This is a genomic window from Burkholderia sp. Bp9012 (assembly GCF_003853825.1).
In the GTDB taxonomy this organism is placed as follows: domain Bacteria; phylum Pseudomonadota; class Gammaproteobacteria; order Burkholderiales; family Burkholderiaceae; genus Burkholderia; species Burkholderia diffusa.
Genome location: NZ_QTQA01000016.1, coordinates 98,108 through 111,738 on the forward strand (window position 1 = coordinate 98,108; position 13,631 = coordinate 111,738).

Genomic DNA, 13,631 nt, shown 5'->3' on the forward strand with positions numbered 1-13,631 from the left:
GGCCGGTTCAGCGAGGACGGACGGCGCACCGGACGAGCCGGCGTCGAGTCGGGTTGCACGGGCCCGCGCCGTCAGCCGGCCTCGCGTGCCATGCGCTGGGCGATCTCGGCGGCGAGGCACTCCGGGCAGAGGCAGCGCGTACCGGCCGCCGGCGGCGCGCCGCCGGACAGGGTCGGCATCGACGCGCACCAGCAGTCGAATGGCTGGGTGCGAGCGCCGCAGTCGAAGCCGCGCCCGCAGCGTGGGCAACGCGCGCGGCGCGGCGTCGAGCGGGCGTCGGCGGCGGTATCGGTCATGGCGGAAACGCGGAAGCGGGCAGGAACGTCACCCTACGCGACAAGCATAGCGCGGCGGACGGATTTTGCACGTCGGCCGCTCGGCCGATGCATGCCGCCGACGCAGGCCGTCGCGCTGTCCACCCCGCCGCCGCGGGCGCCCCGCGCGGGGTCCGGCACCATGGCCGGCGGGCCGCCGCGCGTGGCGACCGGCCCGCGCGATCGGCCGTCCGGCCAGCCCAAAAACCCGATGCTGCGCTGCGCCACTCCTGTACAATTCGCCCTGTTTCAACCGTTCCCAGCCAGAGCCGCCGCCATGTCCGAGCCCATCGACCTCTCGCAGATCGCCCCCACGCTGAAGGCAGAAATCCTCGCGGAGGCACTGCCGTACATCCGCCGCTACCACGGCAAGACCGTGGTGATCAAATACGGCGGCAACGCGATGACGGAAGAGCGGCTCAAGCAAGGCTTCGCGCGCGACGTGATCCTGCTGAAACTGGTCGGTATCAATCCGGTGATCGTCCACGGCGGCGGCCCACAGATCGATCACGCGCTGAAGAAGATCGGCAAGGCCGGCACCTTCATCCAGGGCATGCGCGTGACCGACGAAGAGACGATGGAAGTCGTCGAATGGGTGCTGGGCGGCGAAGTCCAGCAGGACATCGTGATGCTGATCAACCACTTCGGCGGCCACGCGGTGGGCCTGACGGGCAAGGACGGCGGCCTGATCCACGCACGCAAGCTGCTGATGCCGGACCGCGACAATCCGGGCCAGTACATCGACATCGGCCAGGTCGGCGAAGTCGAGGCGATCAACCCGGCGGTCGTGAAAGCGCTGCAGGACGACGCGTTCATCCCGGTGATCTCGCCGATCGGCTTCGGCGAGGACGGCCTCTCGTACAACATCAACGCGGACCTCGTCGCGGGCAAGCTCGCGACGGTGCTGAACGCCGAGAAGCTGCTGATGATGACCAACATCCCCGGCGTGATGGACAAGGACGGCAACCTGCTGACCGACCTGTCGGCGCGCGAGATCGACGCGCTGTTCGCGGACGGCACGATCTCGGGCGGCATGCTGCCGAAGATCTCGTCGGCGCTCGACGCTGCAAAGAGCGGCGTGAAGTCGGTGCACATCGTCGACGGCCGGATCGAGCACTCGGTGCTGCTGGAAATCCTGACCGAGCAGCCGTTCGGCACTATGATCCGCTCGCATTGAGCGCGCGCCGCAAAACTTCCAGCCCCGACCTGCCGGCGTCGCTGCGACGCCGGCGCATCCCTCGCAGCCGGCCGCGCGCCGGCGCGCCCGTCTGGCTGTTCGATCTCGACAACACGCTCCATCACGCATCGCACGCGATCTTTCCGGAGATCAACCGCGCGATGACGCAGTACATCATCGACACGCTCCACGTCGGGCGTGCCGAAGCCGACCGGCTGCGCACCGGCTACACGCAGCGCTACGGCGCCGCGCTCCTCGGCCTCGCGCGCCATCACCCGATCGATCCGCACGACTTCCTGCGCGTCGTCCACACGTTTTCCGACCTGCCCGCGATGCTGCGCGCCGAGCGCGGCCTCGCGCGCATCGTCGCCGCGCTGCCGGGCCGCAAGTTCGTGCTGACCAACGCGCCCGAGAACTACGCGCGCGCGGTGCTGCGCGAGTTGCGCATCGAGCGCCTGTTCGAGCGCGTGATCGCGATCGAGCACATGCGCGACCGTCGCACATGGCGCGCGAAGCCCGACCACACGATGCTGCGCCGGATTCTGCGCGCCGCGCATGCGCGGCTCGAAGACGCGATCCTCGTCGAAGATACCCGCAGCCACCTGAAGCGCTACAAGCGCCTCGGCATCGGCACGGTGTGGATCACCGGGCACCTGCCGGGCCATCTGCCGAACATCGGCCGCCCGCAATATGTCGACCAGCGCATTCGTTCGTTAAAATCGCTCCGACTGGGCACACGATCGGGGCGACAGAAATGCAGCCGACTTACCCGCAGGACCAAGCCGTAAAGGAAGACCAGGCCACGCCGTCCCGCACGCGCCCGAAGCCGGGCGAGCGTCGCGTGATGATCCTGCAGACGCTCGCCGCGATGCTCGAGGCGCCGAAGCCCGAAAAAATCACGACGGCCGCGCTCGCGGCCCGCCTCGACGTGTCGGAAGCCGCGCTGTACCGGCATTTCACCAGCAAGGCGAAGATGTACGAAGGCCTGATCGAGTTCATCGAGCAGGCACTGTTCGGGCTCGTCAACCAGATCGTCGCGAAGGAGCCGAACGGCGTGCAGCAGGCGCGCACGATCGCGCTGACGATGCTCAATTTCGCGGCGAAGAATCCGGGCATGACGCGCGTGCTGACGGGCGAGGCGCTGGTCGGCGAGGACGAGCGGCTCACCGAGCGCGTGAACCAGCTGCTCGACCGGATCGAGGCGACCGTCAAGCAGTGCCTGCGGGTCGCGCGTACCGAGGCGCAGGCGCCCGATGGCGCCGCGCCGTTCGTGCTGCCGGCCGATTACGATCCCGCCGCGCGCGCGAGCCTGCTCGTCAGCTACGTGATCGGCAAGTGGCACCGGTTCGCGAAAGGCGGCTTCCAGAGGCCGCCCGGCGAGCAGGCCGATGCGCATTTGCGGCTGATCCTGCAGTAGCCGGGCGCAGCCGGCCCGCGAAATCCGCGCTCCGCGGAATTCCGCTATACTCCTCCGACCTGCCACCTTGGGTGGCGGGTCGGAAGCGCGCCGATTTGCTGACTCGATTGCGGGCGCGCGAACCGACCAGGGCCTTGATGCGTCTTCGTCCCGGCGGTTCACTACAAATGCGGCTAAAGAGGTCGTCAGCCGCGCACCTTCGCCTCCGCGCATCGCCGACACCGTTTAGCCGCCCAGTCATAAGGCGGAACGAATGGAATCGATCGGCATCGTCGCTCCACAGACCATGCACTTCGCCGAACCGCTGCGCTTGCAAAGCGGCAGCGTGATCGGCAACTATCAGCTCGTCGTCGAGACGTACGGCGAACTCAACGCCGCGCGCTCGAACGCGGTGCTCGTCTGCCACGCGCTCAACGCATCGCACCACGTCGCCGGCATCTACGCGGACGATCCGCGCAGCACCGGCTGGTGGGACAACATGGTCGGCCCGGGCAAGCCGCTCGACACCAACCGCTTCTTCGTGATCGGCGTGAACAACCTCGGCTCGTGCTTCGGCTCGACCGGCCCGATGAGCGTCGATCCGTCGACCGGCAAGCCGTATGGCGCACGCTTTCCGGTCGTCACCGTCGAGGACTGGGTGCATGCGCAGGCGCGCGTCGCCGACGCGTTCGGCATCGAGCGCTTTGCCGCCGTGATGGGTGGCAGCCTCGGCGGGATGCAGGCGCTCGCATGGAGCCTGATGTATCCGGACCGCGTCGCCCACTGTATCGACATCGCGTCGACGCCGAAGCTGTCCGCGCAGAACATCGCGTTCAACGAGGTCGCGCGCTCCGCGATCCTGTCCGATCCCGACTTCCACGGCGGCAACTACTACGCGCACGGCGTGAAGCCGAAGCGGGGCCTGCGCGTCGCGCGGATGATCGGCCACATCACGTATCTCTCCGACGACGACATGGCCGAGAAATTCGGCCGTGCGCTGCGCCGCGCGGACGGCGCGCTCGACGCGTACAACTTCAGCTTCGACGTCGAATTCGAGGTCGAGTCGTACCTGCGCTACCAGGGCGACAAGTTCGCCGACTACTTCGACGCGAACACCTACCTGCTGATCACGCGCGCGCTCGACTACTTCGACCCGGCGAAGGCGTTCGACGGCAACCTGACGGCCGCGCTCGCGCACACGCAGGCGAAATACCTGATCGCGAGCTTCTCGACCGACTGGCGCTTCGCGCCCGCGCGGTCGCGCGAGATCGTGAAAGCGCTGCTCGACAACAAGCGCACGGTCAGCTACGCGGAGATCGACGCGCCGCACGGCCACGACGCGTTCCTGCTCGACGACGCGCGATATCACAACCTGCTCCGCGCGTATTACGAACGAATCGCCAACGAGGTGGGTGCATGAACCAGCAAGCGCTGAACTCCCTGTCCGCACGCGCGGACTTCCGTGCGATCGCCCGCTGGGTCGAACCGCGCTCGACCGTGCTCGATCTCGGCTGCGGCGACGGCTCGCTGCTGTCGCTGCTGTCCGAGGAACTGGACGTGTCCGGCTACGGGATCGAACTGAATGACGCCGGCGTGCTCGCGAGCACGAAGAACGGGATCAACGTGATCCAGCAGAACCTCGAGGACGGCCTGCGCCTGTTCGAGGATCACAGCTTCGATTTCGCGATCCTGTCGCAAACGCTGCAGACGATCCACCAGACGGCCGCGATCCTGCGCGAAACCGCGCGTGTCGGACGCGAATGCATCGTTTCGTTCCCGAACTTCGGCTACTGGGCGCACCGGCTGTCGGTGCTGCGCGGCCGGATGCCGGTGTCGAAGTCGCTGCCTTACCAGTGGCACAACACGCCGAACGTCCGGGTGCTGACGATCAAGGATTTCGAGGCGCTCGCGCCCGAAGTCGGCGTCACGATCCTCGACCGCATCGTGCTGCACGAAGGCCAGCCGATTCGATGGGGAGCCAACTGGCGTGGTAGTCTTGCTGTCTACCGCGTCAAGCGCAGCTGAGCCGGGGAGCCGTTGACGGATGATCCGGCCCGCCCCCGCGTGCGGCCGCCCCTCCTGCGCCGCCCGCGCTGCCTGCGCCGCCGCCGCAATCAGTCAACGCTACCCAGTTTCTGTCCATGTCCAAAAGGCCACACGAGGCGCCCGCACTCACCGCTCACGAGGATCACCCCGGCTGGCGCGCCTATCTGAACACGCACATGCTGATCTGCGTGTTTCTCGGCTTCACGTCCGGTCTGCCGCTCTTCACGCTCGTCTACCTCGTGCAGGCATGGCTGCGCTCCGAGGGCGTGAACCTGAAGGAAATCGGCCTGTTCGCGCTGATCCAGTTCCCGTATACGTGGAAGTTCCTGTGGGCGCCGCTGATGGACCGCTACATCCCGCGCCTGCCCGGCTGGCGGCCGGGACGCCGGCGCGGCTGGCTGCTGCTCACGCAGGTGCTGGTCGCCGGCGCGATCGCCGCGCTCGGCTTCGTGTCGCCGCGCGACTCGATCTGGACGGTCGCCGCGCTCACCACGCTCGTCGCGTTCTTCGGCGCGAGCGCGGACGTCGTGATCGATGCCTACCGTCGCGAGCTGCTGCGCGACACCGAGCAGGGCCTCGGCAACGCGATACACGTGAACGCGTACAAGCTCGCCGCGCTGATCCCCGGTTCGCTCGCGCTGATCCTGTCCGACCACATGCCGTGGGACGTCGTGTTCGCGATCACCGGCGCATTCATGCTGCCGGGCATCCTGATGACGCTCGTCGTGCGCGAGCCCGAGGTGATCGGCGCGCCGCCGCGCAACCTGCGCGACGCGATCGTGCTGCCGTTCCGCGAATTCATCCAGCGCGACGGCTGGCGCGGTGCGCTGCTCGTCATCGCGTTCATCTTCCTGTTCAAGATCGGCGACACGATGGCCACCACGCTGTCGACGTCGTTCTTCCTCGACATCGGCTTCACGCGCACCGAAATCGGCATCGTCGCGAAAACCACCGCGCTCGTCGCGAGCGTTGCCGGCGGCATCATCGGCGGCATCTGGCTCGTGAAGATCGGCATCGGCCGCGGGCTGTGGATTTTCGGCGCGCTGCAGATGGTGTCGACGCTCGGCTTCGCGTGGCTCGCCCAGGTCGGCCCCGGCTCGCCGGTGCTCGCGGTGCTTTACGACTTCACGGTCGCGGCAAGTCACGCGCTCGCGTCGTTCCTGTCGGTCTTCGGCTTCGAGGTCACGCCGCACCTGAGCCCGATGACGGTCGCGCTCGCGCTCGTCTACGCCGCCGAAACGTTCACCACCGGCCTGACGATGGCTGCGTTCGTCGCGTATATCGCGAGCACGACCGATCCGCGCTACACGGCCACGCAGTTCGCGCTGTTCACGAGTCTCGCGTCCGTGCCGCGCACGCTCGCCTCGGCCGCGAGCGGCTTCATCGTCGCGAAGATCGGCTGGTTCGACTACTTCATCGTGTGCACCGCGCTCGCGATCCCCGGCATGCTGCTGCTGTTCAAGATCGCGCCGTGGAACGGCACCGCGCGCAACGGCGAGGCCAGCCGTGCGCAATGATCGACTGCATCGCGCGGCACGCGTCGCCGCCGCGCTGAGCGTCGGCCTCGCGACGCTCGGCGCGGCGGGAAGCGTGCATGCGACCGACACAAGTGCGGCTGCGGCCGGCTCCGCGCCCGCCATCGCGCCGGCTGCGCCGTCCACGCCCGCCGCTCCCGTTGCGCAGTCCGCCGCCGAAGCCGCGCAGCCGACCGGCGCCGCCGTGCCTGCGAAGGCCTATACGCCGACGTCTCAGCAGGTGCGCTACGGCAACGCGATCGCGTTCCGCACGCTGATCCCGTCGCCGCTGCTCGAGCAGCTCACCGCGAGCGAATACGCGCAGATCGTGCAGGCGGCCGCCGACAGCGACCGTCTGCTGCCCGCCAACCAGCCGCGCGTGAAGCGACTGCGCGCGATCGTCATGAAGCTCGCGCCGTATTCGGTGAAGTGGAACGATCGTGTGAAGAACTGGGCATGGGACGTCAACGCGATCCGCTCGCGCGACATCCGCGTCACGTGCCTGCCGGGCGGCAAGGTGCTCGTGTACGGCGGGATGCTCGATCGCGTCCGCCTGAACGACGACGAGTTCGGTGTGCTGCTCGCGCACGGCATCGCGCATGCGCTGCGCGAACACGCACGCAGCAATTTCAGCACGACGTCGCAAACGTCGCTGCGCGCGGCCTCGCTGCCGCCGCTGTTCGGCGTCGGCGAGCCGCTGCCGCAGGCGCTGAACCTCGGCGCGCGTCTGCAGACGCTGCGCTACGACCCGACCGACGAAACCGAAGCCGACGTGATCGGCGGCGACATTGCCGCCCGCGCGGGCTTCGATCCGCGCGCGGCGATCACGCTGTGGGACAAGCTCGCGGCGGCGACGCGCGCGAACAGGACATCGGGCTTCATCTACATGCATCCGTACAACGCCGCGCGGCGGCAGGATCTGCTGAACCGCCTGCCGGACCTGATGCCGCTGTATGCGAAGGCAGTCGGCAAACGGGTCGACACGCTCCCCGACTACGCGGGCATCAGCGCGCAGCGGCGCAAGATCGTGCGGCGCTGAGCGCCGCATGCGGCGGCTTCCCCGCCGCGCATCGCCGACGCGCGTCAGCGGCGTATGAGGCCGGGCGCTACGCGCCGACTTCCGACTCGACGGGCCGGCTGCCGCTTTCGCGCATCCAGCGCACGTCGTCTCCCGGGCTGCGGCCGAACAGCCGCTTGAACTCCCGGCTGAACTGCGATGCGCTCGCATAGCCGACCCGCGCCGCGGCGGCACCTGCCCCGAGACCGTCCTGCACCATCATCAACCGCGCCTGGTGCAGGCGCGCGGCCTTCACGTACTGCATCGGCGACGTCGCCGTCACGTGCTTGAACTGCGCATGGAACACCGCCAGGCTCATCCCGGCCTCGCGCGCGAGCGTCTCGACGTCGAGATCGGCCTTCAGGTCCGCATGGATGCGCCGCAGCGCCTTCGCGATGCGGCCGAAATGATGTTGCTGAACGAGCGCCGCGCGAATCGCGTCGCCCTGCGCGCCCGTCAGCACGCGATACGCGATCTCGCGCATGATCGCCGGCCCGAGCACGCGTGTGTCGTGCGGCGACGCGAGCACTTCGAGCAGCCGCACCACCGCGTCGGCGAGCGGCGCATCCAGCGGCGTCGAACAGACGCCGTGCGGCTCGCCGACCGCCGCACCGAGCGTCTCGTCGAGCAGGATCGCGAGCTCGGCGATCACCGCGAGATCGACGCGGATCGAGATCGCGAGAAACGGCTCGTCCATGCTCGCAAAGGTCTCGCATTCGAACGGCAGCGGCACCGACAGCACGAGATACTGCTGCGCGTCGTAGACGAACGAGCGATCGCCGAGATAGCCGAGCTTGCGACCCTGGCACACGACGATGATGCTCGGCTCGTACAGCACCGGCATGCGCGGCACCGGACGGCTCACGCGGATGAAGCGCACGCCGTCGAGCGCCGCCAGCGTATCGCCGTCGTTCGGTGCGAGACGCGAATGCAGCTCGATCATGCGGCGCCGCACACGGTCGCCCGCGTCGTCTGAAAGGGGCTGGAAGCTCATCGGCGTCATCCTGTCCTGCAAGAGAATCAGGCTCGCAATGTAGCACCTTGAAAGCATTTTTACGGCCGTTCGCGCGCAATTCGAGAGGAATAGGCAAATCTTCGAGACCTTCGTGTATTTCGCCGACGCGGCTCGCTCCTTACGATGGGCACCTGTCTCGCCGCGTCGCCACATGACGCGGCGGCAGTCTGATTCGCCGGATGTTTTCCCGGACAAGGAGCCCCTGCATGAGCACAACCTACGCTTACGCGGCGACCGACGCGCAATCGCCGCTCGCCCCGTTCGAATTCCAGCGCCGCGCGCTGCGCGACCTCGACGTCCAGATCGAGGTGCTCTACTGCGGCGTCTGCCACTCGGACCTGCATCAGGCCCGCAACGAATGGCGCAACACGATCTATCCGGTCGTGCCGGGCCATGAAATCGTCGGCCGCGTGACCGCGACCGGCCCGCAGGTGTCGCGCTTCAAGGTCGGCGAGCTGGTCGGCGTCGGCTGTCTCGTCGATTCGTGCCGCACCTGCCCGAGCTGCGCGGAAGGCCTCGAGCAGTATTGCGAGAACGGCTTCGTCGGCACCTACAACGGCCAGGATCGCGTGACCGGCGATGTCACGTACGGCGGCTATTCGACGCAGCTCGTCGTCGACGAGGCATTCGTGCTGCGCGTGCCCGAGACGCTCGACCCGGCCGGCGCCGCACCGCTGCTGTGCGCGGGGATCACGACCTATTCGCCGCTGCGCCAGTGGAACGTCGGCCCCGGCAAGAAGGTCGGGATCGTCGGCCTCGGCGGGCTTGGCCACATGGGCGTGAAACTCGCGCGCGCGATGGGCGCGCACGTCGTGCTGTTCACGACGTCGCCGTCGAAGATCGAGGACGGCAAGCGCGTCGGCGCGCATGAAGTGGTGATCTCGAAGGACGAGGCGCAGATGAACGCGCACCTGAACAGCTTCGATTTCATCCTGAACACGGTCGCCGCGCAGCACGACCTGAACCCGTTCCTGCACCTGCTCAAGCGCGACGGCACGATGACGCTCGTCGGCGCGCCGGAGCACGACCATCCGTCGCCGCAGGTGTTCAACCTGATCTTCAAGCGCCGCCGCCTCGCGGGCTCGCTGATCGGCGGAATCGCGGAGACGCAGGAAATGCTCGATTTCTGCGCGAAGCATGGCATCACGTCGGATATCGAAACGATTCCGATGCAGCAGATCAACACCGCTTACGAGCGGATGCTGAAGAGCGACGTGAAGTACCGGTTCGTGATCGACATGGCGTCGATCAAGCAGTAAGCCACGCGCCAAACGAAACGGGCCGCATGTTCGACATGCGGCCCGTTCTGCATCCGGCGATCAGGTCTCTCGATTCCAGCGCCGCGAACGATGTGCGACGGAAGGCGTTACCTCTTATAGTCGTAGTCGATCGTCAACGGTGCATCGCCACTGAACTTGACATCCTTGAATATCGACCATTCCAGTCAATGAACCACGAAAATTCGTGGCCATCACAACAAATAACGTATTAGAAATTTCTCATCACGCCGCGGCAGACGATACCTCCACTCGCTCAACGAGAGCTTCAACCAATTTCACGAGCGGCTGAAAATCAAACGAACACGTTGCATCCTTCAGCGACTCAACAACAAGATTTGAGAACTTTTCTTTGTAATCTTCCCCAACGCGCTGCTTCGCAAGCATCAACAGCCTTGAATCCGGAAGCTTTCCAGCAAGCCAATCATTGAATGTGATGTTATGTTCTCGAAATCCGTAAAATTGGGTCAACCCACTTCGGTCTTCAAGCCAGCCATTTTTACTCGCCACATCCCACAGTTCACGCGGACAAAGCTCTTCAATTGCAAACTGAAGCCTGACACCTGCCTTGATCACTTCGCGCGCAGAACCATCAGCCTTCATTTTATGCTTAAATGCCTTGGTTTTTCCGTTCGCACGCTTTTCGACAAGCTCATGAAACTCGTCGATTGACGGGACACTTGCATCATCGCCATCGAACAAACCAACCGCTCGCGCTTGCGGGCGACTATGGTGCCACGCGATCAAGCTATCTTTGACCCACCCATGCCCACCGCCATTCCGCACAGAACACATTACACGCAGATGCTTTGATTTATCGAATCGAGTCTTCAGAATGGTATCAATGATTGCTTTATCTGAAGGCCCCTCTACAAAAATTGTTGGGTGGTCTGTCGCAACCCCCTCCTCAATTCGCTCCTGCAACCGCTCAACCTTTTTCCGCCACTCACTAACGTGAGGCTCCAACAACTCCAAAAAACCAATTGAAGAATGGAGAGCCTCCACATCGCTCGGCTGCCCAACCGAACGAGGGGTCACTTGAGTACCCTCACCAGCACCAAGCTTGACCTCAGCCAGCGCGATTTCATCACTTGAGGATGATCGAATCACTGAGTAAAACACTGGAGAGTGAGTGGTAAGAAAGGTTTGTGTCTTTTCGCTATTTTCGAGAAAAAATTCAGCCAACTCGAAACATCGACGTGTTTCGAGATTGTTCTCAGGTTCCTCATACCCCCAGATCGTTACGACCCTTGGCCGCCCTGGTGCCGACAGATGATTTGCTTGCTCCGCAAGCCAACGCAAGATAATCGGAATATGTCGCACCTTAATTCCGTCGCCTCTCTGAGACAACGCAACCCGGCGATCCCCGACCGTCGATCGAAATTCGAGTTCGGTAAAGAGCTGCTTAAGATCACTCGGAAGTTCCAAATCTGATTTCAATCCAAGCTGCACTTCCAAATCAGAAAGAATACCTCCAGTATGCCGGCGAATTTCACCGGTAAAACTTGCGGCGGCCGCTCGAATATCGCTTTGGACGGTGGCATCCAACATATCGTGCACCGAACCCAGCAGCAACTCAAAATACTCTTGACCTTTAATCGCAGGAACATACTCATACCTCATCGCCTTGAGGTATGCGTACGCCTTCGAACGACCAGGTAGGTCACTACCATCCGCAAGACTGATGAGTTCTCCGTGAAGCCCTTGTTGTCGCCACACTCGTTTCCACACCACCTGCTGACGCACATTAAATGAGTACGGCAAAGTGAATGTTAATACTATTTCGATTTGCGGGGCCTTGTTCTTAACCACGCGAGCATACCCACTATAGTCCCGATCCCACTTGAAATCGTAACGACCATTCGTCCCATTGAAAAATAAATCGAGTGCACGCAGCAAATTTGATTTGCCCTCGTCATTGCAGCCAACGAATACAGTCAACGCTTTAGCATCTACTGACACGTCAGCAAGAGAGCGGAAATTTTTTACCTTTATATGGTCTATCGGCATGATTTTTATCGCAACCTTTTGAACGACGCCCGTGCTACCCCGCACGACCCCAGCGCTACATCAGTGTGCCCGCCTCACTCACTGGAGCACCTACCTTCGATAAAGCTAACGGCGCGTACTTCCGCGCCTTAACGATCACTTGTAGTCGTAATCCACCGTCAGCGGCGCGTGATCGCTGAACTTGATGTCCTTGAAGATCGACGTGCTTTTCGCGGTACCGGCCACGCCGGGCGTCGCGATCTGGTAATCGATCCGCCACCCGACGTTCTTCGCATACGCCTGGCCGCGGTTGCTCCACCACGTGTACTGCTCGGGGCGCTGGTCGAGCGTGCGGAACACGTCGACGTAGCCGACATCGTCGAACAGCTTCGTGAGCCACTCGCGTTCTTCCGGCAGGCAGCCCGAGTTCTTCTGGTTGCTCTTCCAGTTCTTGATGTCGATTTCCTTGTGGACGATGTTCACGTCGCCGCACAGGATCACCTCGCGCTTCTTCTTCAGCTCGGCGAGGTGCGGCATGAATTCGTCCATGAAGCGGTACTTCGCCTGCTGGCGCTCTTCGCCGCTCGAGCCGGACGGCACGTACACCGACACGACCGACAGCTTGCCGTAGCGCGCCTCGACGTAGCGCCCCTCGGAATCGAATTCGCTGCTGCCGAAGCCGATGATCACGTCATCGGGCTCGTGGCGGCTGTACACGCCCGCGCCGCTGTAGCCCTTCTTCTCGGCGTGGTGGAAGTAGCTCCTGAAGCCGTGCGGCTCGACGAATTCAGCCGGCAGGTCGTCGGCCGATACCTTGATTTCCTGCACGCACACGCAATCGGCGTTCTGTTCGCCGAGCCATTCGAAGAAGCCCTTCTTCGCGGCGGAGCGGATGCCGTTCAGGTTGGCGGTAATCACTCGCATCATGTCGGGTTCCGTTGTTCAGTTCAGTTCGATGTTGTTACAGGATCGCAGGCTAGCGGATCTTCACGCCTTCGAGCTCGGGCTTCGGCAGCGGGAATTCCAGCTTCATGTCGGTCATCGTGCGCAGCAGCAGCTCGGCGATCATCACGTTGCGGTGCGTCTTCGAGTCCGCCGGGATCACGTACCACGGCGCATGCTCGGCCGACGTCGCGGCGAGCGTGTCGCGGTACGCGGACTGATATGCGTCCCAGCGCTTGCGCGCATCGAGATCGGAGATGTCGAACTTCCAGTGCTTGGTCGGATCGTCGATACGCGCCTGCAGCCGCGCGCGCTGTTCGTCCTTCGAGATGTGCAGGAAGCACTTGATGATGGTCGTGCCGTTCTCGACCAGCATCGTCTCGAAATCGCGGATCTGCCGGTAGCGGCGCTCGCACTCCTTGCTGTCGATCGCGTCGAGCACGCGCGGCACGAGCACGTCTTCATAGTGGCTGCGGTTGAAGATCGCCAGCTCGCCCGCGGCCGGCGCTTGCGCATGCACGCGCCAGAGGAAGTCGTGCGCGGCTTCGATCGGCGTCGGCGCCTTGAACGACACGACGCGCAGGCCGAGCGGATCGACCTCGCGGAACACGGCGCGCACGGTGCCGTCCTTGCCGCTGGTATCCATCCCCTGCAGCACGAGCAGCACGCGCTTCTTCTGCTGCGTGTGCAGACGTTCCTGCTGCACGTCGAGCTCGATCGACACGGCCGACAGCCGTTCGCGGTCGGCATCCTTCGACCCCGACGAGAACGGCTTCGCAGCCGGGTCGAACGCATCGAGCGTGAATGCGGCGGCTTCTTTCTCGCGCGTGCTGTACGGCACGCGGAAATCGTCGAGCGACGGTTGTTTCGCCATTCGTTCCTCCGTTGGACGGTGCAAGGCACA

General features: G+C 64.4%; 13 protein-coding genes. 8 read left to right on the forward strand and 5 right to left on the reverse strand.

Annotated features, from left to right (window positions below; all coding sequences use genetic code 11):
* Window positions 1-71: 71 nt before the first annotated feature.
* Entirely contained in the window at window positions 72-296 is a 225-nt protein-coding gene (locus tag DIE11_RS22065) for a cysteine-rich CWC family protein (protein ID WP_059607468.1), read from the reverse strand.
* Window positions 297-591: 295 nt separating this feature from the next.
* Here DIE11_RS22065 and argB point away from each other — a divergent pair, with 295 nt between their 5' ends.
* From argB to DIE11_RS22110, 7 genes are all read left to right on the forward strand, one after another.
* Window positions 592-1,491, forward strand: a complete 900-nt coding sequence (gene argB, locus DIE11_RS22075) for an acetylglutamate kinase (protein ID WP_059534964.1) — start codon at window positions 592-594, stop codon at window positions 1,489-1,491.
* Entirely contained in the window at window positions 1,488-2,279 is a 792-nt protein-coding gene (locus tag DIE11_RS22080) for a pyrimidine 5'-nucleotidase (protein WP_124627017.1), read from the forward strand. Before argB ends, DIE11_RS22080 begins: the two co-directional genes overlap by 4 nt.
* Window positions 2,246-2,908 (forward strand): nucleoid occlusion factor SlmA, encoded by a 663-nt coding sequence (slmA, locus tag DIE11_RS22085; RefSeq protein ID WP_124627020.1) that lies wholly within the window; start codon window positions 2,246-2,248, stop codon window positions 2,906-2,908. Before DIE11_RS22080 ends, slmA begins: the two co-directional genes overlap by 34 nt.
* Window positions 2,909-3,161: 253 nt before the next feature.
* On the forward strand, window positions 3,162-4,307 hold the full coding sequence (locus tag DIE11_RS22095) for a homoserine O-acetyltransferase (RefSeq protein ID WP_124627023.1): 1,146 nt from the start codon (window positions 3,162-3,164) through the stop codon (window positions 4,305-4,307).
* Window positions 4,304-4,912, forward strand: a complete 609-nt coding sequence (metW, locus tag DIE11_RS22100) for a methionine biosynthesis protein MetW (RefSeq protein ID WP_124627025.1) — start codon at window positions 4,304-4,306, stop codon at window positions 4,910-4,912. The genes DIE11_RS22095 and metW overlap by 4 nt, the downstream gene beginning before the upstream one ends.
* A 116-nt stretch (window positions 4,913-5,028) precedes the next feature.
* Entirely contained in the window at window positions 5,029-6,450 is a 1,422-nt protein-coding gene (locus tag DIE11_RS22105) for an AmpG family muropeptide MFS transporter (RefSeq protein ID WP_124627027.1), read from the forward strand.
* On the forward strand, window positions 6,440-7,486 hold the full coding sequence (locus tag DIE11_RS22110; RefSeq protein ID WP_124627029.1) for a M48 family metallopeptidase: 1,047 nt from the start codon (window positions 6,440-6,442) through the stop codon (window positions 7,484-7,486). Before DIE11_RS22105 ends, DIE11_RS22110 begins: the two co-directional genes overlap by 11 nt.
* Before the next feature lie 67 nt (window positions 7,487-7,553).
* On the opposite strand, the gene DIE11_RS22115 is transcribed toward DIE11_RS22110, so the two are convergent.
* Window positions 7,554-8,498, reverse strand: coding sequence for an AraC family transcriptional regulator (locus DIE11_RS22115; protein ID WP_124627031.1), 945 nt, complete (start codon window positions 8,496-8,498; stop codon window positions 7,554-7,556).
* A gap of 227 nt (window positions 8,499-8,725) precedes the next feature.
* Here DIE11_RS22115 and DIE11_RS22120 point away from each other — a divergent pair, with 227 nt between their 5' ends.
* Window positions 8,726-9,778, forward strand: coding sequence for an NAD(P)-dependent alcohol dehydrogenase (locus tag DIE11_RS22120; RefSeq protein ID WP_059607484.1), 1,053 nt, complete (start codon window positions 8,726-8,728; stop codon window positions 9,776-9,778).
* A 243-nt stretch (window positions 9,779-10,021) separates the two neighbouring features.
* Here DIE11_RS22120 and DIE11_RS22125 read toward each other — a convergent pair whose 3' ends face one another.
* The 3 genes from DIE11_RS22125 to DIE11_RS22135 form a co-directional block, all read right to left on the reverse strand.
* Window positions 10,022-11,806 (reverse strand): ATP-dependent endonuclease, encoded by a 1,785-nt coding sequence (locus DIE11_RS22125; protein WP_124627032.1) that lies wholly within the window; start codon window positions 11,804-11,806, stop codon window positions 10,022-10,024.
* 135 nt (window positions 11,807-11,941) lie between these two features.
* A complete protein-coding gene (locus DIE11_RS22130; RefSeq protein ID WP_124627035.1) occupies window positions 11,942-12,712 on the reverse strand; it encodes an exodeoxyribonuclease III in 771 nt (256 codons plus the stop codon).
* Between the two features lie 49 nt (window positions 12,713-12,761).
* A complete protein-coding gene (locus DIE11_RS22135; RefSeq protein WP_059607488.1) occupies window positions 12,762-13,601 on the reverse strand; it encodes a PPK2 family polyphosphate kinase in 840 nt (279 codons plus the stop codon).
* Window positions 13,602-13,631: the final 30 nt, after the last annotated feature.